The organism is Hylemonella sp. P2_B10 (assembly GCF_056404875.1).
Map to the genome: position 1 here is coordinate 557,201 of NZ_JBFUDE010000004.1, position 24,272 is coordinate 581,472.

Genomic DNA, 24,272 nt, shown 5'->3' on the forward strand with positions numbered 1-24,272 from the left:
CACGGGGCCTGGCGCCGGGACGGCGCCTGTGCAGTCAGTGCGCCCCTTTGGCCATCAGCACCACGCCTATGGTCTCGAACAGCACCACCAAGTCCAGGAACAAGGTGTGGTTCTTGACGTAGTAGAGGTCGTACTGCAGCTTTTCGGCAGAATCCTCCACACTGGCGCCGTAGTGAAAGCGCACCTGCGCCCAACCGGTGACGCCCGGTTTGACGCTGTGGCGCACCGCGTAATAGGGGATCTCCTGCGTCAGCTTGTCGACGAAATAGGGTCGCTCAGGGCGCGGCCCCACCAGGCTCATGTCACCGGCCAACACAGAGAACAGCTGCGGCAACTCGTCGATGCGGGTCTTGCGGATGAAGCGGCCGACTTTGGTCACGCGGTCATCCTGGGCGGTAGCCCAACGCGGCTTGCCGTCGCGCTCGGCATCGGTGCGCATGCTGCGGAACTTGATGACATTGAACAGCCGTCCGCCGCGGCCTACCCTCTCCTGCAGGTACAAGATGGGGCCGCCGCTTTCCATCACGATCAGGACAGCGGTGATCAGGATGACCGGTGACGTCACCACCAGCAGCAGCGTGGCAAAGATGATGTCGAACAGGCGTTTCATCATCGTGCGCACGATGCCCTGGTTGAAGCCGTCGCCGAAGATCAGCCAGCCGGCCGACACCGAATCCAGCCGTATCTGGCCCAGTGTCTGCTCAAAATGGGTCGCGATGTCCACCACCCGCACGCCGTGCAGCTTGCAGTCCAGCAACTCACGCAGCGGCATGCTGCCGCCACGCCGCTCGGTCAGCGCCACCACGATCTCGTCCACCTGCAACTCGGCGACCAGGTCGGTCAACGGCTTGGTGGTGGACAACAGGCCCCAGCCGGAAACCTCGGTCTTCACCTCGTTGGGGCCGGCGTAGAAACCCACCAAATCCACATTGGGGTCCGAGCGCTTCAAAGACTTGCTGACCAGCTTGGCCCGCATGCCGGTGCCGAACACCAATACCCGGGTGCGTAGCTTGGACTGGGCCGTGGAGTGGGCCACCGAAATGCGGTGAAACAGCACGATGAACACGCCAACCGGCACGGCCACGGCGAGGAACTCCAGATCGGTCCGCTGCAGCGGCAGCACGCCCAGGATGCCGTAGGCCAGCCCCAGGGTCAGCAGCAACGACAAGGCGCCGCGGGCGCGGGACTGCATGATGGAACGGTTGTGCACGCGCTCGTACAGCCCCAGCGCGGAATTGATGGCCACCATGCCGGCTGCCAACAGGCAGGCGGAGGTGACCGCAATGGAAATCCCGGCGATGGGGTCGTGCGCCCGCCACATGACCGCCGCCACCACCAGGAGGACAGCAAAGCCAAAGTCCCAGAATATCTGAAGCAGCGTGCGCCGAGGGAAATAATGGTTGAATATCTTGATCACACTCAGGCTCTCAATTTCCGAGTCTCAGCCACTTGCTCCTGCATCAACACTGCCCCCTGTGAAAGTTCTGACGATCCACATTACAAGCAAATTTAGCATTTTGGACGCGGTCCCTGACCCCCAACCCGGCAATGCGGCCAGGCCGACGAGGGTAAGGGATGGATATTACACGGCAATTGGCCTGAAACGGCCGGCCAATATGGTGCGCCAACAACAGGCCATGCCACCGCCTGATCCCGATCAGACCAGCATCTCCACACAGGCCGGATGCCCCAGGAAACCCTGCGGGCTGGCGCTGGCGCCGTAGGCGCCGGACTGGAACACCACCACCCAGTCACCCGGTTGCGCCACCGCCAGCGGCATGCGGTCGGCCAGCAGGTCCAGCGGCGTGCACAGGGGCCCGGCCACGCTGGCTGTCTCGACGGCCAGGGCATGCATGCGGTTGCCTATGGCCACCGGATAATTCTTGCGCACCACCTGGCCAAAATTGCCGGATGCAGCCAAATGGTGATGCAGTCCGCCATCCACCACCAGGAACACCTGGCCGCGGGACATCTTGCGGTCCAGCACCTGCGCCACGTAGACACCTGCTTCGCCCACCAGATAACGCCCCAGCTCCAGCATCAACACGGCTTGCGGCAGCTGCTTGGCGGCCGCCTGCACCAATTGCTGCAGGTTGTCGGCAATGGGGCTGAGGTTCAGCCGGGTTTCACCGGGAAAGTAGGGGATGCCGAAACCACCGCCCAGGTTCAGCGAGCGCACGGGGGCCGGCGCCAGGGGCGCCAGGCGCAGCGCCAGCTCGAAAGCAGCGCGCTGGGCCTGGACGATGGCGTCGGCCTGCAGGTTCTGCGAGCCGGCAAAGATATGGAAGCCCTCAAACCGAAGTCCCGCCTGGCCAATGGCGTGCAGCAAATCCGGCACCTGCTCGGCATCGACGCCGAACGGCTTGGCGCCACCGCTCATCTTCATGCCCGCCGCCTTCAGTTCGAAATCCGGGTTGATGCGCACCGCCACGCGCGCCGGCAAGCCCAGTTGCTCACTGAGGGCCGCCAACAGGCCGACCTCACGGGCCGACTCGATGTTGACCAGCACGCCAGAAACCACGGCCTGGCGCAGCTCGACCTCGCGCTTGCCGGGGCCAGCAAAACTGACGTGCGCTGCAGGCGCACCGGCGTCCAGCGCCAGGCGCAACTCGCCGGCGGAGGCCACATCCAGGCCATCCACCAATCCGGCCAACAGGCGCACCACGGCCGGCATGGGGTTGGCCTTGATGGCGTAATGCAACTGCACCTGCGCCGGCAAAACGCTGCGCAGTTCCGCCACGCGCTGGCGTATCAGCGCGCTGTCATAGGCATAGAAAGGTGTCTGGCCGGCACGCGCCACCAGCGCCGACAGGCGCTCGCCACCCACCACCAATTCACCGTCCAAGACGGGGAACTGGTCCATGGGCGCGTGCCGGGGGGGTGAGCGGTCAGGGTTGGACATCGGAGCCAGCATAGTGCAAAGCCAGCGCCTTGCGGTCTATCTTGCCATTGGGGTTGCGCGGCAGGGCGCCCGTTGCCACATGCAACTTTGCGGGCACCATGTAGGCTGGCATGGTTTCGCGTGCCCGGGCCATCAGCATGGCGCTGTCGAACCCGTTTTGGCCGGCATCCTGCCCCGGCGCGGGAGTGACCACCGCGCAGACGACCTGGCCCAGTTCGGCATGCGCGGCACCAAAGACAGCGCACTCCCCCACCAGCCCGGTGGCGTACAGCGCCTCTTCCACCTCGGTGGGGCTGACCCGATAACCGGATGTTTTCAGCATCTCGTCATTGCGGGCGATGAAATAGAGAAAGCCCTCTTCGTCCCGGCGTACCACGTCGCCGGAAAACACCACATATTCGGGCAGCGGCTGCCCAGACTGCGCTGACGCGGTACCCAGTGCGGCCGCCGGCAGCGGCTTGAAACGCTGCGCGGTCTTCAGCGGGTCGTTCCAATAGCCCAGGGCCACCAAGGCGCCGCGGTGCACCAGCTCACCCGGCTCATCTGCGGCGCAAGGACTGCCGTCAGGCCGCAGCACCAGGATTTCGGCGTTCGGAATGGCCTTGCCTATGGAATCCGGCCGCCGGCCTGCTTCCTCGGGCGGCAAGTAAGTGGAGCGGAAGGCCTCGGTCAGCCCGTACATCAAGAACGGCTTGGCGCGCGGCACACGCTGACGCAGCAAGGCCAGCGTCTCACCCGGCATGTGCCCGCCGGTGTTGGCGAAGTAGCGCAAGTGCTCGCCAACTGCGGCTGGCCACGCCAACCGGGTCAACTGGATGAACAGCGGCGGCACAGCCGTCAAGCCGGTGATCTTTTCCTGCGCCATGGCTGTCAGCACATCGCGTGGCATCAGGTAGTTCAGCAGCACCGCGCGCGCGCCGCTGAGGAAGGCCGTGGTCAACTGGCTGAAGCCGGCATCAAAAGACAGCGGCAACACCGCCAGCAAACTGTCTTGCGGGCCGTTCTCCAGGTAACTGGCCACGCTCTTGGCGCCGCTGACCATGTTGCGATGGGACAGCATCACCCCCTTGGGGCCGCCAGTGCTGCCCGAGGTGTAGAAGATCGCGGCCAGGTCGGCATCCGTCACCCGATGGCCAACGCGCGGCCCAGCGGCCAACAAATCCGTCCAGGTGACGGGGGACCAGCCGGCCGCGCCAGCAGTCACCTCAACCACCTGCGCATCCGCGCTCACCAGGACCACATGGCGCAGGTCAGGGCAGTCCACCAAGGCCGTGGCGAGCGAGGCCAACCGCTCGGCAGAAGTCACCAGCACGCTCACCTGGCAATCGCGCAGGATATAGGCCACCTGGGCCGGCTTGAGCAGCGGGTTGATGGGCACAAACACGGCGCCGGCGGCAGGCGCGCCGAAACTGGCCACCACCGCTTCAATGCGCTTTTCCAGGTAAATGGCCACGCGCATGCCCCGCTGTATACCCAGCTGGCACAGGCCACCCGCGAATTGCCTCACGCGCGCATCCAGCTCGACAAAGCTGAACGACTGGCCCGCGCTGGTCAACGCCACGGCATGGGGACGCCGATGCGCTGAAAAAGCCAGCAACTCAGCCAGCAGCATGGGTTCGCTCATGCCCCGCCCTCCTTTTGCTCCAGGGCCGCCAGCCATGTCAAGGTGGCCTGCTCCACCGCCTGGCGCCAGGCGGCGCGAGAAAACGTGTGGTCGGCATCAGCGACATCCACCCGCTGCAACCCAGGCCGGGCCTGCCAACCGGCCCACGCGGAGTCGACCGAGGCATGCTCGATGAATTCTTTTGCCGTGTAGTCGTCGCCACTCAAGATCAGCAGTATTTTGCCGGGAAACCGCCGCCAAGCCGCAGCCATTTTGGTTTGGAACGGCATGGCTGCTGTGGCCGGGCTCCCCTGCCGGCGAGCCTGCATGAGGTTTTGCCAAACCGAGGTCAGCGATTGCCGCCAATCGAACTGCCCTGCCATCAGCTTGCGCCAGAAGGCCGCTTGCAGCAGCCGAGCACCGTAATAATGCTTGACGCGGGTCCGCGCCAGGCTGGCCTCTGACCGCACCCAGGGATTGAGCAGGCACAGGCCAGCCACCGGCAGTTGCCTATCGTCGCCCCCAAACATCAGCACCGCCGAAGCGCCGTCGCACAGGCCCCACAACGCGACCTTCTGCACTTCGGGGCAGGCCTGGCGCAGGGCACTTACCGCTGAAGTGATCTCTTCCCCAACCGACTCGAACCCGCGCGCACGGCCGCCACTGTCGCCCATGCCGCGAAAATCGAAGCGCAAAACAGGATAGCCGGCCTGAGCCAGGCAGCGGGCCAGCAGCAGGAATTGCCGGTGCGCCCCGACACGGTATTGCGGGCCCCCGACGGCAATGACCAGGCCAACGCTGCGCGGCTGCGCCGGCCGCGACAGCACGCCCAGCAAAACATCTTCTCCGCAGGCCAGCAATACAGCGCTGTCTTCGCAGGTCATGGCGTGCCTTTTGCCACGGCCTGGCTGCTGGCCGCCAGCAGCGCGGGACTGACTTCGACCTCAATGGACTGCCAAAAGGCTTCACCGGCCACCACCTGCCCAACCACCCCTTCATGGCCCTGCTGCCGCCAGCGCTGCAACAATGCGTCCAGGCCGGGCGACAGCGGCAGGTCTGCAGCAGCCTGGAGTTCGATGCAATCTGCACCGGCTGGCGGTTGGAGGCCATCGAAACTGGCCTGCTCCAGCCCCCGCGCCAGCGCGCTGGACAGCATGTAGCCCGCCACCTCAACAGCATCGCCAGCCGCCAACCGGGCCGCCAGGGCCTCGGTTGATTCGCCACGGCCGCCGCGCGCCACCTCGGCCGCCATCCGCAACCGTAAAAACTGCCGCAAGTGTTGCCGGCCCGACAGCACAGGTTGCCACAGCAAGAGGTTCGCCGGCCGACCAGCAATGCTGCTGGCCGCCTGCGCGGCCAGCAGACAGCCGCTGCGCAGGCCCCACAACCACAAGGGGCCGGGATACCGGTCGCTCAGCCATTGCGCAGCCAGACCCACATCTTCCAGCCACACATCCCAGCTGGCCTGTTCAAAATCGCCCGAACTGTCACCACAGCCAAACTGATCGATCAACAGCACGGCAAAGCCTGCCTCAGCGAAAGCGCTTGCTTGCAAGGCTGCCATGCGTCGGGCGCGATTCATCTCTTCGGCAAAAGGATGCACATAGACCACACAGCCCTTTGCCGGGCTGCCAGCGGGCGGTCGATGCAAAACGCAAAATCGCTGGCCCCGGGCGGCCGGAAGAAAAAATGCCTCGAACTGCAAGGGACTACCGGGCACCTAACTTGGCCTCTACAAAGTCCGTCAGGCTGCCCAAGGTGGCGAAATTGGCGCCCGCAATCTCATCATCGTGGATGACGAAGGCGTACTGCTCCTCCAGCGCGGTGATGATGCTCAACACAGCCATGGAGTCCAACTCAGGCAGCGCGCCCAGCAAGGGCGTGGCGCGCTCGAATGTGTTGCCACGCCCCTTGAGCGACAGCACCCTGTCCAGCACGGCAATGATCTGCTTCTCCTGCGTCACGTCAAAATCCTCCAAATGCACCGGCCCGGTCCCCAGCGCCTGGGTATGATACCTATTGCGTTATTTTCAATCACCTTCCCTGCGAGTTACTCATGAAAATCACCGTTGTTGGCACCGGCTATGTGGGCTTGGTCAGCGGCACCTGCCTGGCCGAAGTGGGCAATGATGTGCTGTGCCTGGATCTGGATGCGGAGAAAATTCGCATCCTGGAAGAGGGTGGCATACCGATCTACGAGCCGGGCCTGCAGGACATGGTCCGGCGCAACGTGGCCGCCGGACGCCTGCACTTCACCACCAACGTGGAAGCAGCGGTGCAGCACGGCACCATCCAATTCATCGCGGTGGGCACGCCGCCCGACGAGGATGGCTCGGCCGACCTGAAGTACGTGCTGGCCGCGGCACGCAGCATCGGCCGCCTGATGACGGACTACAAGGTCGTCGTCGACAAGAGCACGGTGCCGGTGGGCACTGCCGATCTGGTGCGCGAGGCGATCGCCGACGAGCTGAAGAAGCGCGGCCTGGACGTGCCGTACAACGTGGTATCCAACCCCGAGTTCCTGAAGGAAGGCGCCGCGGTGGAAGACTTCATGCGGCCCGACCGCATCGTGGTGGGCGCCGACAACGAGCAGGCCATCCACCTGATGCGCGCGCTGTACGCCCCCTTCCAGCGCAACCATGAGCGCTTGATCGTCACTGACGTGCGCAGCGCTGAGCTGACCAAGTACGCCGCCAACGCCATGCTGGCCACCCGCATCAGCTTCATGAATGAACTGGCGAACCTGGCCGAAAAGCTGGGCGCCGATATCGAAATGGTGCGCCAGGGCATTGGCTCGGACCCGCGCATCGGCTACCACTTCCTGTACCCAGGCTGCGGCTACGGCGGCTCCTGCTTCCCCAAGGATGTCAAGGCGCTGATCAAGACCGCCAGCGACACCGCCGGCATGGACCTGAAGGTGCTCGGCGCCGTGGAAGCCGCCAACGACGCACAAAAGCACGTGCTGGGCAAGAAGGTGCTGGCGCGCTTCGGCAACGACATCAAGGGCAAGCACTTCGCCGTCTGGGGCTTGGCCTTCAAGCCCAACACCGACGACATGCGGGACGCGCCCAGCCGCGAACTGTTGGCCGACCTGTTTGCCGCCGGCGCCACCGCCACGGCCTATGACCCGGTGGCCATGCACGAGGCGCAGCGCATCTTCAAGGGCGAGTCGCGGCTGAACTATTCCGCCAAGGCGATGGAGGCCCTTGAAGGCGCCGACGCGCTGATCATCGTCACCGAGTGGAAGGAATTCCGCAGCGCCGACCTCGACACCATCAAGACCAAGCTGAAGGCGCCGCTGGTGTTTGACGGCCGCAACCTGTACGACCCCAAGTTCATCCGCGCTCAGGGAATCGAGTATTTCCCGGTCGGCCGCTGACGCGCTACTGCCGCCCGGCGGATGAGCTCACCGCGCGTTCGCGTCCTGCACGGCTTCGACGAACTGCGCGCGGCGCTGGCAGGGCGTGGCCTGGACCCGCAACACGGCCAGGCTGACGCCGACGTTTTCCTCACCCTGCCCTGGTTCGAGAACCTGGTGGCCAACGGCCTGGCGGCAGACGCTGGCGCCTGCCAGCTGGTACTGGTCGAGGACGATGACGCCGCCGTCTGTCTGCCGCTGCTGGCGCGCCCCGGCGGCCCGGTCACGGCGCTGGCCAACTATTACAGCAGCCTGTATGGCCCGCTGGTCTGGCGGCAGTCGGCTGACGGCACTCCGCCGGCGCCGGTGCAACTGCAAACGCTGTTGGACGCCGCCTGCCGGCATTTGCGCACGCAGTTGCGTCCGGCGACGCTGACACTGGCGCCGTTGGACCCGCAAGCACCATGGTTTGACCCGCTGGCCGGCGCACTGCGCCGGGCCGGTTACTGGGTGGACCGCTACTTCTGCTTCGGCAACTGGCACCTGGAGGCGGCCGGCCAGTCGCATGCCGACTACCGCGCCCAGCGGCCGGCCACGCTGCGCCACACGCTGGAGCGAGGGCAGCGCCGGCTCGACCGCAACGGGCCGTGGCGCATCGCCATCTACCCCACCAGCCAGCCGCAATTGCAAATGGCGGTGGCGGCGTTTGTCAGCGTCTACGCCCAAAGCTGGAAGCAGCCCGAGCCGGCGACCGACTTCATGCCCGGCCTGGCACGCATGGCCGCCGGGCAGGGTTGGCTTCGACTGGGGGTGCTGAGCCTGAGCGACACCCCGGTGGCGGCACAGTTGTGGCTGGTCAAGGACGGCAAGGCCAGCATCTACAAGCTGGCCTACGTGCAGGGGCGCGAGCGCCTGTCGGTGGGCTCGCTGCTGACCGACGCCATGATGGCCCACGCGCTGGACGTGGACCGGGTGCGCGAAGTGGACTACCTGACAGGCGACGATGCCTATAAGCGTGACTGGACCCCCTCACGGCGTGAACGCTGGGGCCTGGCGGCGTTTGACCCGCGCACCGCGCAGGGCCTGTGGCAGGCTTTTCGGCACAATGCCGCCAAGCTGAAGCGTCGGGTTGCAAAGCTTGCAACCGAAAGTAAGTCTGTGTAAAAGCTTGCCAAAAAATACCCGTAGAGTTATCTTCTATCCGAAAATTGGCTGGCGTTCAGTGGCTTGAGTCCAGGGTCAAGCCAAGTCATCAATGCGTCACCAAACATCCTGTGGCGCCAACACAATCACCGGGTAGCTACATGTTCAGGTTCTTCACGGGCAGCTTGCTGGCTGCTCTTGTCTTGATGAGTGCGTCTTGCGGTGGCGCGAGCGAAGCCTCCATAGGCGACGGTACCCCCCTCGTTCAGGCCAGCCGATTGCGGCAGGACACTACACTGCTGGCCAATGCATCTGCAACGACCAGGCTGGTAACCGCCACGCGCAAGCAGACGCTGTCGGCAACTGGCGACGCCAGCATAGACGCGCTGCTGGATTGGGCTGAAGCGGCCCTGCCCCAACTTTTCCCAGGCTCAGCTTCAACCCAGCAAATCGCCAACTTCACTTTCCGCTACTACCCGCAAAGCCAGAACTATCTGGGTGTCTCCAATGGCAGCGTGTATGTGTTGGGTCCGGCGACCCGGCAGGACCTGCTGATGGTGGGCAGCCTGTCGGACCTCTGGTGCAAAGCCAGCGGCACCAATTGCTTTGGCCGACCTGCCGCTGGCGACATCGCGGCTGGCTGCGGGCCGCTGGCCATCACCTGTTTGCGTTTGGCGTCCACCGCCACCTTCACCCAGGCCAGCGTTCCGGTGACGTTCGGCCAGCCTTTCAAGGCGGGAGACCTGCCCGCCGGTGCCCATCTGGAAGCCCGAGAAAGCAACGGCGCGGTCATACCGCTTCAGATGGATGAAGTATCCACCCACGCGGACGGTTCGGTGCGATTCGCCGTGCTCAGCGTCCAGCTCAGCAACCTCCAGGCCGGGGAGCAACGGGTCGTCAACCTGTTCAAGACGTCGTCTTCGGTGCCCACGCCCGGTGGCAGCTCGGCCGGCAGCTATGACATGAAGCTGGCAGCCACGGTGTATTCGCCACAGGTTTCGCGCATCGCTTTCGGCAATCGCGTTGGCAACACGGCGGGTATCCCGTTCGTGGCCGGAGAGCAGATCACCCTGCAATTGGGCTCCGGCAGCATCGAGCAGTACACGCTGACTGTCAGCACTGATCAGGCAGGCGGGGGAACCTCAACGCTGACCAAGATCGCTGAAGCCTTCATGGCCCAGATCAATGCGAGCAGCAAGACCTATCGGGCCAGCAAGTATGGCGAGGGCGGCGGCTTCGAGTGGCTGTGGATTTCGCCCATCGCCAGTGACGGGCCGGCGTTCAACGTGAAATTCGTGTATGCCGGTACCGCCAAATTGGGGGTCACGTCATTGCAAACCTACCAGCCCCCCCGCCAGTACGTGGTGGATGCGCGAGCGGCGCTGGACAAGGCGATGGCATCCACACAGACGCCGCGACTTGATGGCACCATTGCCCGTGAATACGCTCTGGTGGCCCCCTTCACCGACGCCAGCACCGGCGCCAAGCATCCCCAGCTGATGGCACGGCTTTACACGCGGCTGTATGAAGCCGGCCGCCGCATACGCACCGACGTGACGCTGGAGAACAATTGGACCTACGAGCCCAGCCCGGGCAACCTGGTGTACGAGCTGAACATCACCCAGAACGGCCAGTCCGTGCTGCGCCAACCCGCGTTCACGCACAACCACCATGCCCGCTGGCACAAGGTACTATGGAGTGGGGACGAACCCCGAGTGGAGTTGCGCCATTACATGCCCTACTTCCTGGCCAGCCGCGCGACCTGGAACTATGACCTGACACTGGCCATACCCGAGTCCGTGGTGGCCGCCGAGGCCGCCAACCTGGCCAAGGCCGACACCAGACCGATGGGGCCAGCATTCATCCAGCCCTACTTTCCCACCACGGGTGGCCGCCAGGACATCGGCCCCCTGCCCCGTTGGACAGCACTGTTTCTGATCACTCAGGATGCGCGCGCCAAGGCGTCCATGCTGGCCAACGCTGATGCGGCTGCGGGCATACCTATCCACTACCGCGACGCCGCCACGGATCAACCGGTCAGCCTTGAAACACATCCGGGGTTGGCGCTGGTGATAGGCACGTCCTCCGCGCAAGATGCCTTGCCGACCATCGTCAACGACGCAACCATCTGGTCCCCCGATGTGTCCCATCAAGCCTCTTTCAGCTACATTCCCTACCTCATCACGGGTGACGCGTTTTACCTTGACGAAACGCTGTTCTGGGCCAACTGGAACATGGGCAAGATCAATCCAGCTTATCGTGGAGGTGGGCAAGGCCTGGTTCATGAGGAACAGATGCGCGGCCAAGCCTGGGCATTGCGCGCCCTGGGAGAAGCAACCCGGGCAATGCCCGACAAGCACGCGATGAAGGGCTATTTTCAGCGCAAGCTTGGCGACAACCTGGCCTATTATGTTCAACTGTACCCGCGCGACACCAAAGGCGCGGTGTCTCCCATGGGCATGATGGAAAAGGGCGATGCCATAGGGCAAACGGCCCCTTGGCAAAATGACTTCATGGCGTTGATCGTGGGTCAGCTGGCAGAGGCCAACGATCCTGCGGCAACGGAATACTTCAACTGGATAAGCCGCTTCACCGTGGGGCGCATGGCCAACGAAAGTGCTGGGTTTTGCCGCGCTCAGGCCCCGGGGTATTACATTGCCATTCGCGACGCTTCCAAGCGCTTCATCAGCGACTGGGGGCAGTTGTACAAAGCCAACTGGCCCAACGTTGCCAGCTGTGCCGCCAACGCAGCGGTGGACGGCGACCCGGCGTCGCCCGCAGGCTATGCGGCTTACATCCGTGCCATGCTAGGGACTTCCAGCAGCCTGGGCGTTACTGGCGCCGCGGATGCCCTGGTCTATTGGCGCTCGGTCACCAAACAGATGGACAAAGCCATGCTGACCGACCCAACCTGGGCCATCGTACCGAGGCATTGAACTGCGGGGCTTGTCCAGATTGTGCCGTCGGAACCGGCGTCACAAGCTCAAGCTTTGCTCAGTGAGGATGCACGCCGATGGGACGCCTTGAAAATTCATCCTAAAATCGCAGTGAGGCCCTAGAGACAGTCACCCACATCACTGAGACCAAAATTGGAATCCATCCGCAGCAAGATTGGCCTTCAGTTCATAGTGTCAAACGGGTCAATTGCCGCGCACTTTTGCCTCTCCATTGTTCTGGCTCGCTTGCTCACACCCAGTGAGATAGGCATTTTCTCCATCACTGCCGTGTTTGTCGGCTTTACCCAGGTTTTTCGCGATTTCGGCGTTGTCTCCTTCATCAAGCGGCAAAAGTCACTGACCCCTGAACTGCTGCGCTCCGCCACTGGCGTGCTCTTCACATCTTCGTGGATCATCGCGGGGCTGCTTTACCTGTCCACAGACTTGTGGGCCAATTTCTTCAAGCAACCGGGCATCCACGAAATCATGCCCGTGCTGGCCTTGGGCTTCGTGTTCATCCCATTTGGCTCGATTCCGCAAGCCGTGCTCGCGCGCGAAATGGATGTGCGCAAGACGACGGTGGTGACCGGCATCTCCACCCTGGTCTATATCAGCACTTGCATCACCCTGGCATCCATGGGTTTCAGCTACATGAGCATGGCATGGTCCAACTTGGCCAGCATTGTCGTCAGCGGCGTCACACTCAGCCTGATGATGCCCAGGGAACTGCGGGTCGGCCCTTCATTCCGTGGCTGGGGGCGCGTCGTCCAGTTTGGCGCCGGCGCCATGCTGACATCGTCCTTGAAGGCAGTGGACACGGCCTTGCCAGACACCCTGTTGGGCAAACTCAGCGGCCCCTACGATGTGGGCATATTCAGCCGGGCCAACTCGACCGTCAATATTCTGAACACGGTCACCGGTCCAACGGTCAATTACTTTGCACTGCCCTACCTGGCCAAGGTTCATCACGGCGGGCGCAAACTCAATGATGAACTCGCGCGCACGGTAGCCTACCTCACAGCCATCATGTGGCCCGCGCTGGTGGTCACTGGCGTGATGGCGAACGACATCATCCTGTTCCTGTACGGGGCAGCCTGGCGCGAAAGCGCGGCAGTCATCCCCTGGCTCTGCCTTGCCAGCGGCATACAGGTGACATTCGCCATCATGCAACCGGCCATGACCGCCATGGGCAGGCCCTACGTCAGCGCTGTGCCGCTTGCCTTGACCCTGTCGGCCAAGCTCCTCGCAGCGCTGTTTTTCTTCGATGGCACATTGGTGTCCTACGCCAGGGCCGTGGCCATTGCGGAGTGCGTGTCCATCCCTGCTTATCTGTGGCTCAGCAGGCGCTACATCGGCATGAAGGTTTCAGACTGGGTCAAGTCATTGCGCGCAAGTGTCGGCGTGACCGTGGTGATCCTGTTGCAAATCATGGTGTGCGACCGCATTTTCGACGTCGTCATTTCTCCATTTTGGAGCCTGGTGATAGCAGCCATCTGGCTGATCCCCGGATGGACGCTGACCATTCTCTACCTCAAGCACCCGTTGTCTCTGGAACTGAAGAAGGCCGCTGGCCAACTCTGGCGCAGAGGGATTGAGCCCGATCAAGGCGCAGTCCAAGCAACTGGCTCACGCGTCGTGGTGTATGGCGCGGTGGCTTGCGCGCCGCCCCCGCCCCCCGCGTTGCGGCAATTCAGGGACACCGTCAAGCATGCCGTTCGCATGCAGTATGACCTGCTGAAGTGGCGCTCGGGATCGCTGGCCAAACTGAACTACAGAAGCTATTTGACCCCCTGGGTGGTCAATCGTGGCGACGAGGCGATTGTGCAGGCCTCTTGCCAGACCATGGGGAAATTCCGTGATGATTTGGTCTTTGTGCGAGCCAATTGGGAAGACAGGCGCGGGTTCGGCTCAAGGCCAGGCGCTCAGGCACCAGACTTGATCGCGGTCTGCGGCAGCGGCTATATCGCCTTTGACCGCGCGGGTGTCATGGCCAAACGCATCAGCGAGGACCTGCGCGCCATGGACGCCACGTCAGTCCCTGTGGTGCTGTACGGCATAGGCGTCAATCGGCTGCTGAACGCCGAAGGGGGCAACGCACCGCCGGTCTCCCCAGAAGATGAGTCCACACTGCGCCGGTTGCTTGAGCGCGCCACAGCCATCAGCGTGAGAGACAAGGGCTCCCTGCAAGAGTTGTCACGCTATACAACCAAGCCGGTGCGCCTGGTCGGTGATCCCGCGTTCTTTTTGTGCGAGGCGAAGCCGTCGCCCCCTTTCAGCATCAACCGCAGAGCGCCCGGCAAGCCATTGGTGGGCGTCAATTTTCCTTTTCACGGCCCCGACGCCACGAACCGCATCCGCAAGGACCTGCCCGCCTATATTGACATGCTGAAGCAGATTCAGCAGTTGACCCAGTGCAACTTCAACTACATGATGCACTTTGAGGCTGAGCAAGTCGTTGTCAAAATGATCGCGGCCCGGGGTGTACAGATGGATGTGATCAGTGGCGATCCGGACACGCTGTGCCGCGGCTACGCCAACCTGAACGTTCACCTAGGAGGCATGCTCCATTCCTGCATACTGGCATCAAGTGCCGGGACGCCCAGCGTGGCGCTGGCGTACGATATCAAGCACTTTGGCTTTTTTGAACTGCTGGGGCTGGAGGACTATTGCCTGTCTGCTGTTCCATTTGACGGCGACAAAGTTATCGCTGCGGTTCAGCGGGCATTGGCCAACGAGGCCGCCTTGAGGGCCGTCATTCATGCGACCAGGTCCCGAATGGAGAAGGAAGCGGACGCATTTGTGGCAGATTGCCTGGCCTCCATGAACCACGGCGGCGAGCACGCGGCCTGATGCAGATTGGCATTTACGCACTACCAAAACGCCATGACATCCCAATTTGAGGTTGACCATCCGCGCGTGACCGTCATTATTCCGGTGCGCAACGGCAAGGACTATATCCAGGAGGCGCTGGACAGTGTGCTGTGCCAAGGCTTCCGCGCGTTTGAAGTCATCATCATCGACGATGGGTCGACTGACTTTGACTACAGCAGCCTGGAACAACAGGACAGCCGCATCCGGGTGGTCAAACTGACAGGGCGTGGCGTTTCGCATGCACGCAACGTGGGCATGCGCTTGGCTCGCGGCGAGTTCTTTGCCTTTCTTGACGCCGACGACGTCTGGTTTCCCGGCAAGCTGGAAGCGCAGATCCGGTATTTTGATGCTCATCCGGACGTGGGCGTCGTCTTCGGTCAGTTTCTTCGCTGGCCTCCAGATGCGGACGGCAAGTTTCCAACGGCAGCTTCTTTGAGCACGGACTGCAGCAATCTGGCAACCGCGGAACCAGAACGCTCCGGTTGGATTTACGGCCGCCTGCTGATGGGCCTGCTGGTCGGCATGAACACCGCGGTCATTCGCCGCAGCATCTACCGGCAAATTGGCGAATTCAATGAGTCCATGCGCATCGGCGAAGACTATGACTTCTGGCTGCGGGCATCCAGGATGGGAGAAATGCATTCGCTCAATGGGCGGGTTGCGCTCTACAGGATTCACTCCGCAAGCGCGATGCACAGAATTGCTGACGAGAATTACATGGCCCGCTTGTTGTCCTGTGCCGTTGAACGCTGGGGATTGGTCAATCCGGACAAGACCAACCTGAATGCGCAGGAATTCCGGGTCAGACTTGCCATGACCCACTTCGGGCACGGTTACATGCATTACTGGCACGGGAAGATGTCCATCGCGGCGCACTCCTTCCTGCTGGCGTTCCTGGGCGGTGGCAGAAGGTTCCGGTCGGGGATCTATCTGCTGCTTGCGTGCCTGTTCATGCTGGCGCCATGGGTTCGCCGCGGCGCCAGGGCAACCTGAACAGCCCCCTGTCCAAACAGCGCAGCCAGCCCATGAGTGCAAGTCAGTTCAGCATACAAAGAGTCGTTGCCGAGGGTTTTTGTGTCGGCTGCGGAGCCTGTCGCGCGAGCAGCCAGGGCGCCACGAACATGACGGAGAATGCCTATGGGCTCTTTGTCCCCGATCTCTCTCGGCTTTCCCAAAGTCAACTCGCTGATGCAGATTTGGTGTGCCCTTTCTCCAATGCAAGCGCCAATGAGGACGTGGTCGGCAAAGAGTTGTTCGAGGGCCAGGGTGGCCAGCACGACGTGCGCCTGGGGCACTACCAGTCCCTGCACGCTGGCAGAATCCTGGCCGAAGATCGGATAGAAAACTCAAGTTCCGGCGGGCTCACAACATGGCTGGCAGCTGAGCTCATTCGAACGGGTGAAGTTGACGGAGTCATCCATGTGGGGGAAAACCGCTCTTCCAGTTCCCGATTGTTCGACTACTCGTATTCCGAGAGTGTTGCCGAAATCTGGAGCAAGACCAAATCCAGGTATTACACGGTTGAGTTTTCCGAGGTTCTTCTGAAGATTCGTGGGAATGGCCGGCGCTATCTGTTCATTGGTCTACCTTGCTTTGTAAAAGCAATTCGTCTGCTATGCAGAACGGATGCCGAGATCAAGACGCAAATCCCCTACTGTTTTGCCCTGGTATGCGGACATTTGAAGACCCCCGCATTTGCCGAATTGTTGGCTTGGCAACTGGGAACCCCGCCAAATGCATTGCAGCGTTTCGACTTTCGCGTCAAGGACTCCAGCAAACCCGCAAGCAAGTATGCGGTGGGAGCATGGCAAGGGGCTCAGCCGTCACCCACGGTGAAATCTGCCCATGAGCTGTATGGGAGCAACTGGGGCCACGCATTTTTCCAGTTGAAAGCATGTGATGCCTGTGATGACGTCATGGGTGAGTTGGCGGACGCGACGCTGGGCGACGCGTGGCTCCCCCAGTATGAAGCCGAGTGGCGCGGCACCAATATCGTCATCAGCCGCTCACCCTTGTTGACCAAGCTCCTCCGTCAAGGACAGCAGAACGCAAGCATCTTCCTGGAAAACATCAGCGAGGCGGACGTCGTTGCCTCGCAGGACGGCAATTACCGGCACCGTTGGGATGGCCTATCCCTTCGCGCACTCGACGCCAAGAGAAAAGGTGTTTGGTTTCCCAACAAGAGAATTGCACCGGGGTCACGCCGCGTCGACTTCTTTCGCGCCCAGATCATTCGGCTGCGGCAAAAAATATCCAGCAAAAGTCATCTCGCGTTCCTGGAGGCCAAGCAGGGCGGCAATCTGGATGACTTTCTCAGGCAGCTCAGACCGCTAACGGACAAGATGCGGGAGATTCAAAACTGGGCCTATCGTCTCAACCGGGAAAGGTTGGTGAAGATTGTCACCCGGCCGGATCTTGTGCTGAAAAAGCTGATCACCCTGATATCCAGGGCTTTCTGAACGCACCGCCGATATCGGCAGACCCCTCGAAGCGAAGGAGCCGCACGCTCCCTAACGAGAGCCAGCCCAGTAACGGGACAACGCAAAACGCGCCACCAGACCACTAAGCGTTTTCGGGTGCCAGACCCCACCGTAAAAGACATGCTCCGCATTGGCGAAGTCCCGCTTCGCTGGCGTGTCGCCCTCTCCCCGGTCCAGAATCTGGATGCCCTGCATGCTGCCGTCGCGTATCACGTGCCGGTAGAGGATGCGCCCTGGTGAATAGGCCGAGAATTCCTTGGCGTAGGCAGGAAACCAGAAATGCAGCACTTCGAAGCAGCGCAATCCGAAGTGCGCCGCCACCAGCTTCCCGTTGACCCTCAACACGCTGAGCACGCCCGTACACTCTGGCGCCTGGCTCTGCAGCAACAGCCGCAGCAACCGCGTGTTCGCCTCGTCGAACAGCACGGCATCGTGTTTACCAGTGCGGTCGTATTGGGCCCGCTTGAGCGCAACCAGTTCGTCCAGATCATCACCGGGCCGGCTGGACTGCAGCTCAAAGCTCACCACGCCATGCTCGGCAGCCAGCTTGCGCTCGCGCCGTTCGGTGTCGCTCACCAGCTTCTTGTCCTGCCCGCGCAATTGCTCCCAATGCTGCTCGCCTTGGCCATTGATCAGCGTGCGCAGGCCAACGCGCGGCATGTCGGCTTGCAGGCCAAGCGCCCGTTGGCTTTCATCCAGATGCGAGAAAGTAATGGTGCCCAGGCCCGCGTCGGCCAAGATGGGGCCGATATCCAAAGTCAGACCCGGCTCCTGATGGATGACGCCAAAGTAGTCGCACATGGCGCCGCCCACCGGCTCCCACACACCGAACCGGCCCACCCAGTCGCGGTGCCTTTGCACAGGCAGCAAGGCCACCAACCGCTTGTCGCGATAGATCAACACCACGCGGACCCGGTGGCCCAGCGCGTCATCCACCGCCTGGCAAAACGTTGGCGTCATGAAGGCTTGACGCTGGGTCGGTTGCGATGCCAATGCCTGGCGCCAAAAATCCAGCGCCTCTGAAGGCAACTGGCCCATGCCTTTGAGCACAGCGGACCATTGATGGCGCGTAGCGTTCGGCGCGGTCATGGGCATCAGGCCACCGGCCGGAAAAACAGGTACGTGGCAAGCCGCGGAAACGACACCTTGCCATGCTGGCAAGTCCATTGGTTTTCTGGAATATGGATACGCCCGAGCGTCGCGGGTTTGGCAGCGGCGGGGCGCGTTGTGTTCAATGTGGGGTCACTGGTGAAAATCAACTCGAATCCCGCTTGTTGGGCCAACGCCACCAATGAGGCGTCGTAGGCCCCGTGAGGGAAAGACATGGAAGCCACGGCCCAAGGCCAATGCTCTGAAATCAATGCATAGGACTGCCCCAGTTCCTGATCAGGCTTCGCCACCAGCGTCAAGGGCGCATGGGAGTGACCGTGGGCCCCCATCTCGATGCAACCGCCCCGCGCCTGGTGGATATCCTGCAGGGTCAGCATTTGCCTCGCCATCTGCGGGGCCGGCGCGACGCCGGCAAACAGGTCAAAGCGGGCGGACTCCGGCAGCGCGGCAACGGCTGCCGACAACTGCCTGTCGCCTGGCGGCGCTTCGCCCCAGATCGCGCCATGCTTTTCGCGCAGCGCGATTTCCAGCTTGCGGCGCGCCGAGGGGTCTTGCTGGATACTGACCAACTGATCCTGCCACCAACGGTCGATGCCTGACAGCAGTACTTCAGAGGAGACAAACAGCGCCGCACTCAGCCCGCGCCGCGCCAACTCCGGGCTCGCATGCACCAGCGTGTCGCGCCAGCCATCATCGAAGGTGATCAGCGCAGCACGGTCGGGCAATTCTTTTCCACCTGCCTGCGCCTGCCGGATAGCCGACAGCCCCACCACGTTGTAATGCGCCTGAATGAAGTCAAGGCAGCGGGCAAAACCGTCCACCGTGAAGCTGAACTCGCGCTCGGCCAACGCCAGCTCGGCACTGCCGGCCGGCAGTACCCGATGAAACATGAACGTCGTCAGGGTCCGCCGATTGCGCAAGCGGTGGCACAGGCCGTAGGCGCCGCTGTGGTACAGCGCGCCGCGTGCCGCATGCTTCAATCCCGGCAGGAGCGACTTCAGTCCCATGACGTGTTACGCCTCACTCGTCCACACAGTCGGGGTTGGTCATCAGATTGCGCCCCAGCTGCAAGGCAATGCGCAACGGGTCCTTGCCCCAGGGTGTGAACCGCGGAATCTGGAATACCGAGGTGCCAGCCCCGCCCACGCCCCATTGGGTGGTCACCGCACTGGTGTAGCCAGCGCGCTTGACCATGTCCACATGCAATGAAGAGAAATCGGCAAACGGCCTGCCGTTGGGGTAGGCAAACGACTTGATGGGCGTGCCAACGTGGCCGGCCAGCACCTCTCTGACGGCGCCAATCTCATGCTTGGCCCGCTCTTCCGTGCAATACACCAGGATCGGGTGGTCATCGGTGTGCGCGCCAATTTCAAACCCCCGGGCATGGATGGCCTTCAAGTCCTCAATCGACATGCGGGGCACATCATCCACCTTGGCGCCAGCCAGACTCTCCAAACGCTGCAGCAGCTCCTCACGTGCGTCCAGGGTCAGGTACTTCAAGAACCTTTCGAGCTGAATCACGACTGCGGTGCGCTGGACAGGGGTGGTCAACGGCATGGCCGGGAAGGCCGGGTGGCCTATGTCCAGGCTGTCGGCGGTGCTATGGCGCACCACATTCGCGATGCGCTCATGCCACAGCGGCCGGCCGGAAAATTGGCCGGCGGTGATGTAGAACGTGGCATGCATGTTGCGCCGCTCCAGCGCGGGAATCACGCCGTTGCGCCAACCTGGATAGCCATCGTCAAAAGTGATGCAAGCCGCCCTGGGAGGCAGTTTGCCGCTGATCAACCCCGCCACGGCATCGCTGACCGGGATGACCTGGAACGACTGCATGACCGAGTCCAGCAATTTCTCGAAGGAAGCCAAGTCCATGTCCTGGGGCATCAGCGGATCCAGCTGACTCGGCACCTTGTGAAACAGGAACACCGACAACTTGTGGCTCGCCAACGCCCTGATGGGCAATTGCAATAGGGACTTCATGTTGTCGCGCTGCCCTGTTTAAGCTGGGTTCTGGCGTTATAGCCTGTTTCATGCCGCACCTGGATTTTCAACACTTCCAGCAGCATGAACAGCATGTACGGCATCTCGAAATAGGCCGCACTCAGCAGCGCGCCACCGCTGGCAAACGCCACCACCGACATCAGCAGCAATTCGGCCAAACTCCTGGCCCACTCCAGTTGCGGGCCAGCTTGCTGTGCTTCGCGCATGACGGTGCGCGCCGTGAAAAAAGCGTTCACCAGCGCAACCATGAAAATCAGCATGCCTGAGAAACCCAGGTCACCCATGGTTTCAAAATAGATGCTGTGCGCGGCATGCCTGTTGTTCATGTCCAGACCGGGGACAAAGCCCAGTAGGTTGGGCGAGTCCTTGAACCTGTCCCATACGGCGCGATTCTCCACGGCATGAAAGCCTCCGCCCGTCAACGGGTGGCCCAGCGCGATGGCAGAACTCACGCGCCAGGCTGTCACACGCCCCATGAACGAAGCGTCTTCGCCAGCCTCGGATATGGTGTTCATTCGACTCGTCCAGTCGCTCGGTGCCAACTGCACCACCATGAATGCTGCCAGGGCAATGAACACCAGCCCCATCAACTTGCGTTTGCTGGTCAGGATGAACCACACGGCAACCACGATCATGCAGGCCAGGCCGCCGCGCGAGCGGGTGGCGATCACTGCCAACACCGACAGTGCCGTTACGCCAACAAAACCAAGCCGAACCAGCTTGTTGGATGAATACCTGGCCAGATACAAGAGCAGAGGGATCGCCATCACCATCACAATAGCGTAGTGGTTGTTGTCACCAAACTTCTGAATGCCGCGGGCGAGATGGCTACCCCCACTGGACAGGAACTTCAGTCCGTCAACCAAGCCATGAAATCCGGTGGAAACACACATCATCAGCACAAACGCGTGGATGCGATAGCGGCTGGTAATAAGCATTGGCATGAGCGCGCAGAAGAGTAAGGTCTTCAGCATGTTCGTCGACAACTCCCAGTTGCGCGGCAAATTGTCGTAGGCAAACGTAGCGCTCAGCAAGCACTGGATTGCGAGCAAAATAAAAATCGTGGTGGTGGGATTGCGCTTGAATTTGCGCAGTTCCGGGTCCTTGGCCACCAAAAGCAGGATCAGGGAAATGATGGCGAACACCTGCACAAAGGGGATGGTCAGCAAGAACCCATACACATAGGAATTGATGGAAATCAAACCCGCCCACCCCCACAACAGGAAAGCGGAATAGGTGTTGCGCAAGGCCAAAGGGATCAGGAAGATCATCGCGGCCAGAACCATCAGGTCACGCATGATTCAGCCCCGATGGTCCTGCTTGCCGGGTGCGCCATCCTTGTCCAGCTCAGGGTAGGAAAAAATACCCAGTGTCTTGTGCGCTCCAGGCTTGGAAGATCGGTTGACCGCCCAAACGAGAAACACCATGCTGCCCATGGCAAGGGTGAGCAACGCTGCCTCAATCATGTCGGCCTCCTATGCGGGCGCGCGGCCACGCATGTCATTGAACACCCGCAATTGCGCTTCGGTCGTGGCGTCCCATGAGAACTGCTCCGCATGGCGCCGCGTCGCCTGACGCTCCGGGTACTGGGCAAACAACTCGCCAAATGCCTGGGCCAGCCCCTGCGCTGAACGCTGCGGCATCAGCACCCCGGCATCCGGCGAGCTAACCACCTCGGGTGTGCCCCAGATGTTGCTGGCCACCACCGGCGTGCCGCAGGCCATGGCCTCCAACAGCACGTTGGCCCAGCCTTCCCGGCTGGAGCACAGTGTCAAAGCATCAGCGGCGCTGTACCAGTTTTTCAGCTCGACCTGAGGGATGGTGCCGGCAAAATGCACCCGCTCCATCACGCCAAGCTGGCGCGCCTGCGCTTCCAGCTTCTGCCGCAGCGGCCCGGCGCCCACGATGGCCAGGCGCACGTCGGCCGGTAGCAGGGGCAGCGCCGCAATCGCGATGTCGTGCCCCTTGCGCTCGATCAAATGCCCCACGGAGAGCAAGAGGCGGCCCGCCGGCGCCAGCTTGAGCAGGGCCCGGGCCTGGGCGCGGTCCACGGGGCTGAAGCGCTGCAAATCCACGCCATTGCGCATCACATGCAGCTTGGACGAGTCGGCACCCAGCTCGGCCAGACGATCCATCAGCGCCTTGCACACGCCTATGGACGCGTGGGCCTGGGCTGCGGTCTGCAAGATAAGCCGCCGCGGACGGGCGAACTCGGGTATCTGGTTCAGGTCAGTGCCACGGGCCGTCACTGTGAAGGGCTTGCCCAGCGCGCGTGCCAGGGTGGCAGCCGCCACCCCATCGGGGTAGTAGTAATGCGCGTCAATGAGGTCAAAGTCAAACCCCTCTTCAATCAGCCGCCTGGCCACCGGCAACGCAGCCAGCGCCAAGGTGGTGGGCGCCAGGTTCATGCCAACTTTGGGCGGCAAAAAATAGCGCGGATGGTGAACCTGCAAGCCATTGCGCTCCTCAAAGCGCGGGGTGCTGGCGAACAGCGCATACTCACCAAAACGGCTGGATTTGAAAGGGAACCAGGGCACCGGCGCAATCACGCGCGCCTGCACTTGACCCGAGTTGACCAGCTCGCGCAAGCGGGTCTCCACAAAGATACCGTGTATGGGCCGCACCGCGCTGGGGTAAAGCGTGGAAAACAGCAGGATGCGCAAGGGTTTCGTCATACACCCTTGCCCTGGTTCAGCAAGCGGGAGGCCAGACCGATGACGCGGCGCGCATTGCCTTTCCAGGTCAGGTCCATGCGGCTGATGGTGGCACGCGCGCCAGCCCCCAGGTTGGCGCGCAGATCCGCATCCTGACCAAGACGCGACAGGGCCTGTTCCAGGCCTGCCGGGGCATTCCCATCAAACAGCAGCGCGTTGTCCCCATCGGTCAACACTTCCAGCAAATTGGGCTCGCGGGGTGCCACGATGGCCTTGCCCAGCACCAGGTACTCCATCAGCTTCAACGGCGAGGCGTAGGCTGTCACCGCCGGCTGCAGCGCGATGTCGAACGCGGCCACGTGCTGAGGCACCAGGTGCCGGTCTATCACGCCGGTGAAACGCACGCGCTGGGAAATCCCCAGGGATTGAGCCAAAGCCTCCAATTCGCCGCGCACCGGGCCGTCCCCCACCACCAGCAAAAAAGTGTTGTCGGCGGCTTCCGGCGTGGCCATCCAGCGTATCACCCGGTCCACGCCATGCCAGTCGCGCACGAACCCGGTGAAGCCGAGCACCAGTTTGTCGTCAAGGCCCAAGGCAGCCTTGGCCTGCGCCACGCCAGGCGCGTCGACAAAGTGGGCCTCGTTGATGCCATTGGGTATGACAGTGATGCGCGACGCAGGCACCTGGCAAGCCTTGATGTGCTCGGCCAACACCGCGGTGACCGGCAACACCTGGTCCGCGTGCCGCCAGGCCCAGCCCTCGGCCCACCGGGCCAGCCTGACCAATGCCAGGCCACCGCTGTGGGTGGAGCGCTCATACACCAGCGGCGAGTTGACCTCCAGCAGCAGGGGAATGCCCAGCTTGCGCCGCAGCATGCCACCCGACAGCAGGAACAGGTTGTAGCGCTCGTAAATGAAGTCCGGCTTGAAGTCGCGCGCGGCCGCCAGCAGTTGGCGATAGGCCAGCAGGGAGTAGCCCAACTCCAGCAACTCGTACACGGCCTTGGGCAGCGCCCCCTTGAGGCCATGCACCCAGCCCGCCTTGCGCCCCATTGCGGCGCCTTTTTCCGCTGGCGCTCCGATGGACGGCGCCACCACACGGACCTCATGCCCCAAGGAGCGGATTGCCTCTATCATCTCTTCAATATGAACAGCCTGCCCATCCTTGGAAGCGGTGCGGTGGTGATAGAGAATTTTCATTGAAACGGGAAATCG

Annotated in this window: 19 protein-coding genes; 6 read left to right on the top strand and 13 right to left on the bottom strand. The window is 62.4% G+C overall.

What is annotated here, in order from left to right; translation table 11 throughout:
- Positions 1–34: 34 nt before the first annotated feature.
- The 6 genes from AC1DX2_RS20420 to AC1DX2_RS20445 form a co-directional block, all read right to left on the bottom strand.
- Positions 35–1,321, bottom strand: a complete 1,287-nt coding sequence (locus AC1DX2_RS20420) for a TIGR03013 family XrtA/PEP-CTERM system glycosyltransferase (RefSeq protein ID WP_477198234.1) — start codon at positions 1,319–1,321, stop codon at positions 35–37.
- 336 nt (positions 1,322–1,657) lie between these two features.
- Positions 1,658–2,863: a pyridoxal-dependent decarboxylase, exosortase A system-associated gene (locus tag AC1DX2_RS20425; protein ID WP_477198235.1), complete on the bottom strand. Its 1,206-nt coding sequence runs from the start codon at positions 2,861–2,863 to the stop codon at positions 1,658–1,660.
- A 25-nt stretch (positions 2,864–2,888) separates the two neighbouring features.
- On the bottom strand, positions 2,889–4,526 hold the full coding sequence (locus tag AC1DX2_RS20430) for an acyl-CoA ligase (AMP-forming), exosortase A system-associated (RefSeq protein WP_477198236.1): 1,638 nt from the start codon (positions 4,524–4,526) through the stop codon (positions 2,889–2,891).
- Positions 4,523–5,389, bottom strand: coding sequence for a hydrolase 1, exosortase A system-associated (locus tag AC1DX2_RS20435; protein WP_477198237.1), 867 nt, complete (start codon positions 5,387–5,389; stop codon positions 4,523–4,525). Before AC1DX2_RS20435 ends, AC1DX2_RS20430 begins: the two co-directional genes overlap by 4 nt.
- Positions 5,386–6,210 (bottom strand): hydrolase 2, exosortase A system-associated, encoded by an 825-nt coding sequence (locus AC1DX2_RS20440; protein WP_477198238.1) that lies wholly within the window; start codon positions 6,208–6,210, stop codon positions 5,386–5,388. The genes AC1DX2_RS20435 and AC1DX2_RS20440 overlap by 4 nt, the downstream gene beginning before the upstream one ends.
- A 4-nt stretch (positions 6,211–6,214) precedes the next feature.
- Positions 6,215–6,469 (bottom strand): acyl carrier protein, encoded by a 255-nt coding sequence (locus AC1DX2_RS20445; protein WP_477198239.1) that lies wholly within the window; start codon positions 6,467–6,469, stop codon positions 6,215–6,217.
- Positions 6,470–6,561: 92 nt separating this feature from the next.
- On the opposite strand from AC1DX2_RS20445, the gene AC1DX2_RS20450 reads away from it, so the two are divergent.
- The 6 genes from AC1DX2_RS20450 (at position 6,562) to AC1DX2_RS20475 (ending at position 17,272) form a co-directional block, all read left to right on the top strand.
- Positions 6,562–7,884 carry a UDP-glucose dehydrogenase family protein gene (locus AC1DX2_RS20450; RefSeq protein ID WP_477198240.1) on the top strand — a complete coding sequence of 441 codons (1,323 nt, stop codon included), beginning with the start codon at positions 6,562–6,564 and terminating at the stop codon, positions 7,882–7,884.
- A 21-nt stretch (positions 7,885–7,905) separates the two neighbouring features.
- Positions 7,906–9,027 carry a GNAT family N-acetyltransferase gene (locus AC1DX2_RS20455; protein WP_477198241.1) on the top strand — a complete coding sequence of 374 codons (1,122 nt, stop codon included), beginning with the start codon at positions 7,906–7,908 and terminating at the stop codon, positions 9,025–9,027.
- A 44-nt stretch (positions 9,028–9,071) separates the two neighbouring features.
- Complete coding sequence (locus AC1DX2_RS20460; protein ID WP_477198242.1) at positions 9,072–11,942, top strand: RIFT barrel domain-containing protein; 2,871 nt, start codon at positions 9,072–9,074, stop codon at positions 11,940–11,942.
- A 153-nt stretch (positions 11,943–12,095) separates the two neighbouring features.
- On the top strand, positions 12,096–14,792 hold the full coding sequence (locus AC1DX2_RS20465) for an oligosaccharide flippase family protein (RefSeq protein WP_477198243.1): 2,697 nt from the start codon (positions 12,096–12,098) through the stop codon (positions 14,790–14,792).
- 33 nt (positions 14,793–14,825) lie between these two features.
- Positions 14,826–15,806, top strand: a complete 981-nt coding sequence (locus AC1DX2_RS20470; protein WP_477198244.1) for a glycosyltransferase — start codon at positions 14,826–14,828, stop codon at positions 15,804–15,806.
- A 128-nt stretch (positions 15,807–15,934) separates the two neighbouring features.
- On the top strand, positions 15,935–17,272 hold the full coding sequence (locus AC1DX2_RS20475; protein ID WP_477198245.1) for a Coenzyme F420 hydrogenase/dehydrogenase, beta subunit C-terminal domain: 1,338 nt from the start codon (positions 15,935–15,937) through the stop codon (positions 17,270–17,272).
- A gap of 51 nt (positions 17,273–17,323) precedes the next feature.
- Here the strand turns inward: AC1DX2_RS20475 and AC1DX2_RS20480 are convergent, their stop codons facing one another.
- From AC1DX2_RS20480 to AC1DX2_RS20510, 7 genes are read right to left on the bottom strand one after another with little or no spacing between them, the layout of a single operon-like run.
- The gene (locus tag AC1DX2_RS20480; protein WP_477198246.1) at positions 17,324–18,388 is read right to left on the bottom strand and encodes a GNAT family N-acetyltransferase; all 1,065 of its coding nucleotides are present in this window, start codon (positions 18,386–18,388) and stop codon (positions 17,324–17,326) included.
- On the bottom strand, positions 18,388–19,410 hold the full coding sequence (locus AC1DX2_RS20485; RefSeq protein WP_477198247.1) for a polysaccharide deacetylase family protein: 1,023 nt from the start codon (positions 19,408–19,410) through the stop codon (positions 18,388–18,390). The genes AC1DX2_RS20480 and AC1DX2_RS20485 overlap by 1 nt, the downstream gene beginning before the upstream one ends.
- A gap of 13 nt (positions 19,411–19,423) precedes the next feature.
- Complete coding sequence (locus AC1DX2_RS20490) at positions 19,424–20,383, bottom strand: polysaccharide deacetylase family protein (RefSeq protein WP_477198248.1); 960 nt, start codon at positions 20,381–20,383, stop codon at positions 19,424–19,426.
- The gene (locus tag AC1DX2_RS20495; RefSeq protein ID WP_477198249.1) at positions 20,380–21,702 is read right to left on the bottom strand and encodes a putative O-glycosylation ligase, exosortase A system-associated; all 1,323 of its coding nucleotides are present in this window, start codon (positions 21,700–21,702) and stop codon (positions 20,380–20,382) included. Before AC1DX2_RS20495 ends, AC1DX2_RS20490 begins: the two co-directional genes overlap by 4 nt.
- A 3-nt stretch (positions 21,703–21,705) precedes the next feature.
- Positions 21,706–21,870, bottom strand: a complete 165-nt coding sequence (locus AC1DX2_RS20500) for a hypothetical protein (protein ID WP_477198250.1) — start codon at positions 21,868–21,870, stop codon at positions 21,706–21,708.
- Between the two features lie 9 nt (positions 21,871–21,879).
- Positions 21,880–23,067, bottom strand: coding sequence for a glycosyltransferase family 4 protein (locus AC1DX2_RS20505; RefSeq protein ID WP_477198388.1), 1,188 nt, complete (start codon positions 23,065–23,067; stop codon positions 21,880–21,882).
- Between the two features lie 8 nt (positions 23,068–23,075).
- Entirely contained in the window at positions 23,076–24,257 is a 1,182-nt protein-coding gene (locus tag AC1DX2_RS20510) for a glycosyltransferase family 4 protein (RefSeq protein ID WP_477198251.1), read from the bottom strand.
- Between the last annotated feature and the right edge of the window lie 15 nt (positions 24,258–24,272).